We start from the raw sequence: 3013 nt of genomic DNA, 5'->3' as shown, positions 1-3013 counted from the left end.
AGATATATCTTTTCATCACAAAATATTTTCAATCCTGTGGAGGTCGTCAGGAAAATTCACTCTTAGTTAGATGTTTATAAAAAGTGTTATAATGATTGTTTGTAAAATCTAATGCGCAAGCTAATAAAATGCTTTTAATTGCCTTTTTAGGTTCTTCCAATAAATAAGATATAACACCAAAACAAAAATGTGATCTAGGATTTTTGGGTGCTAAAAAAATTGCCGTAGAAAAGTTATGTTTTGCCTCGATAAGATCTCTTTTCAATAAGAATATTATTCCCTTGCTAAGTATTGCATGAATATTTTTGGGATTTCTAACTATTTGCTGTTCACAGATTTCTATAACCTCATCACATTCATCATGGTTGCAGATAAAATCCAATGAATATAGGTTATTTTCAATATCTTCAGTTATAATTTCCAATAACCGATGAAGGGTAATTGATGCATCTTTGAAATTATTGCGCTTTAAGTATAAAAAGGATTTTTCAATAAGGCTGCCTATGATCTCCCCTAATTCATTTGAGTCTAATGATAATGCCTTATCATAAAAGCGAAATGCTTTTTCAGCATCACCGATTTTTTGATAATTTTTTGCGATGAACATATATGTTGGCCAGGGAGTTGGATTAATTACAAGTAATTTTTTTAATTCAGCGATGGATTGTTTATATGATTCCGAATCATAGTAATATTTTGAACGAATCTTATATAAAGTGTTCTCATTAATATTATACTGATTCAATTTTTCCAAGCCTTCATCCTTAACCATAAGTCTTGCGCTATACATTAATCTTAATTCTAATCCGTTTATTTTTGGGTGGATTTCATTTGCTTTAGTAAAACATTCAATAGCTAATCCATGCTTATTAACTTTTTGATATGCTATACCTAATAGATGATAAACCACACCTAAAAGGAAAATAATTTCTACATTGGTTGGATATTTATTCAAAAGCTTCTCTAGATGAGCAATTGCCTCCAAATATCTACCATTTTCAATGAAATTATCTTCTATTCTTAATAATTGATATTCAAGAAGATCCATAATGTTTTTAGAGATTAAACGTGTTAGTCTATATTTGCCTGAACATTAATATAAGTATTCGGTATTTTTTCCAAAAACGTTAGAAATAATCTTCAGAGGGAAGGGATTAAAGAATAGAATGGGTGAAAATGTGTTTTGGTTCAAGTTGTAGAGTACATATTGCCACAGTAGTAACGCCTTGTTGATTATGGATCAAAATTATGTCTTATACACCTATTTTTAAATATAAAATTAACGAATGTTAGACAAATTTAATCCCTTAAAAGCGTGCATCGAAAACGAGGCTAGCAGAGTAAGCTATCTCACAATGGAAATGAGGTATCGATCGGTACCAGATCTCAAAAAAGTAATTCTTAATATATAACTATTTTATAGGTGTCGAGAATATTATGAATTATATTATTTGGTTATAGTATATTGTGGCATGAATGACGTGTTGTGTTATTGGGAAAGGAGGGAGGAGCCTGATAGAAGATATCTTATCAAAATCGCAGGTCTAAGCATCTTAAATTTCAGTTAATAGATCATATTTCTTACAAAACTAAAAAAGGCGCACCCTATACAAAGAGTTAGCCACTCTGGTGTCAAAGTATGAATACGTTCTCTTTGAAACAAATCAAGGAATTGTTAGCATTGTTTACCGTTTAACGATATGACCCATTTATGCAAGCGTTTGAAAACTAATTGAAATCCCTTATTTTTTATCAATCACATTTATAATATTATTGTAAGTCCCGAAGCAATTTGGGTGCAGTTGATCATTTTGTGGATCTTCCTTCCACTGTCCATCTACCAAAAACTTGTATTCATAGTTCCCGGGAGAAAGCATCACCTGTTTTTTCCATGTTCCTTTCTTATTTTTTTGCATCGGATGTTTCTCCGGGTGCCAGTTGTTGAAATCTCCCGTCAAGAAGACTTCCTTGGCCTCAGCGTTTTCAAGTGAAAATGTCACTTTCCGCCGTTTAATTCTCTCTTTTGTTTTGATTCCTGCCATTTAATACCTCCTTAAATGATACGTATTGATTCAAAAACATAACATATCCTGTTTTGCCTATCCATTATATCAAATCTTAAATATATAACTATGTCCCTTGTCCATTAAAAAATGCTTAATGTAAGGTTTGTTGTGTGTCAAGCAAAATGCGACACTATGTAGTAACTGCGGTTCGCTAAAGAAATATGTATTTTTCGGAGATTACTTGTCATGATGCAAAATCCTCCAATATGACATGTATCAAATTTGAACTTTAAATATCAAGACAAGATCATTTTTCATATGTCGCTTTCTGATCTGAAAACAGTTCTTCTTTAAAATATCATCTACAGATCACATCCGCAATCGAACCACTGATAAGAGAATAATATTCAATAGAAATCATGCCCTTTAAGACCTGAGATATCTTGCAAAAAGGCCAGATATCTAATGGTTCCAAAATGATGTGATACTCATAACCTATCTACCACTTAATTTCATGAAATTGATGGATTGGTGATATGGTATTAAGGTATCTCAGAAATTTCAGGTGCTTGATATTAGGACGAAATTGCAGTTATTCAAGTTATGGATAACGCTACGATTCAGTGGTGGTGAAAAGCTGATTGTTCCCTCTCGTTTCTACAATAAACCCTCGTTTTTAAGTGATTGTTCAAATTCATCTATTCTTTTATCAAGCTCTTCTGAACCAAATTTATATCCTTCCATAAAAAGATCTATTATTATTTCCCATTCTTTAATAGCTTTATTGACGAATTTATTTTTCAATTCACCTTCTTTGGCTGTTATTTCTCCATATGCAATTTTTTTAGATATCTTGATCAGTTCTTTTACAAAAATGCTATTTAAGATAAAAATATCTTTCATTTTTACTTCCTTTTCGACCTACTAAAAAAGAAATCGTCCAATGTTCTCAATTTTTTAAGTCAAGCCCCTGGAGCTACATTTATCCAGGGGCTTAAGGAGGCAGG

At 31.7% G+C, this 3013-nt stretch carries 3 protein-coding genes; all 3 read right to left on the bottom strand.

Going from position 1 to position 3013, the window contains the following annotated elements:
* Positions 1–46 precede the first annotated feature (46 nt).
* Positions 47–1048, bottom strand: coding sequence for a tetratricopeptide repeat protein (locus tag VLM92_RS01540; protein WP_325274594.1), 1002 nt, complete (start codon positions 1046–1048; stop codon positions 47–49).
* 694 nt (positions 1049–1742) lie between these two features.
* Positions 1743–2042 (bottom strand): isoamylase early set domain-containing protein, encoded by a 300-nt coding sequence (locus VLM92_RS01535; RefSeq protein WP_325274593.1) that lies wholly within the window; start codon positions 2040–2042, stop codon positions 1743–1745.
* A gap of 621 nt (positions 2043–2663) precedes the next feature.
* A complete protein-coding gene (locus tag VLM92_RS01530; protein ID WP_325274592.1) occupies positions 2664–2909 on the bottom strand; it encodes a hypothetical protein in 246 nt (81 codons plus the stop codon).
* Positions 2910–3013: the final 104 nt, after the last annotated feature.

This window comes from Romboutsia sp. (assembly GCF_035470145.1).
GTDB lineage: Bacteria > Bacillota > Clostridia > Peptostreptococcales > Peptostreptococcaceae > Romboutsia_D.
The sequence above is the reverse complement of the archived record's forward strand: the minus strand, read 5'-3'. Positions and strand labels throughout refer to the sequence as shown.

Bases quoted from the DNA above. Each gene is read 5' to 3' on its own strand.
- VLM92_RS01535 (WP_325274593.1), bottom strand. From the start codon at position 2,042: ATGGCAGGAATCAAAACAAAAGAGAGAATTAAACGGCGGAAAGTGACA.
- VLM92_RS01530 (WP_325274592.1), bottom strand. From the start codon at position 2,909: ATGAAAGATATTTTTATCTTAAATAGCATTTTTGTAAAAGAACTGATC.
- VLM92_RS01540 (WP_325274594.1), bottom strand. From the start codon at position 1,048: ATGGATCTTCTTGAATATCAATTATTAAGAATAGAAGATAATTTCATT.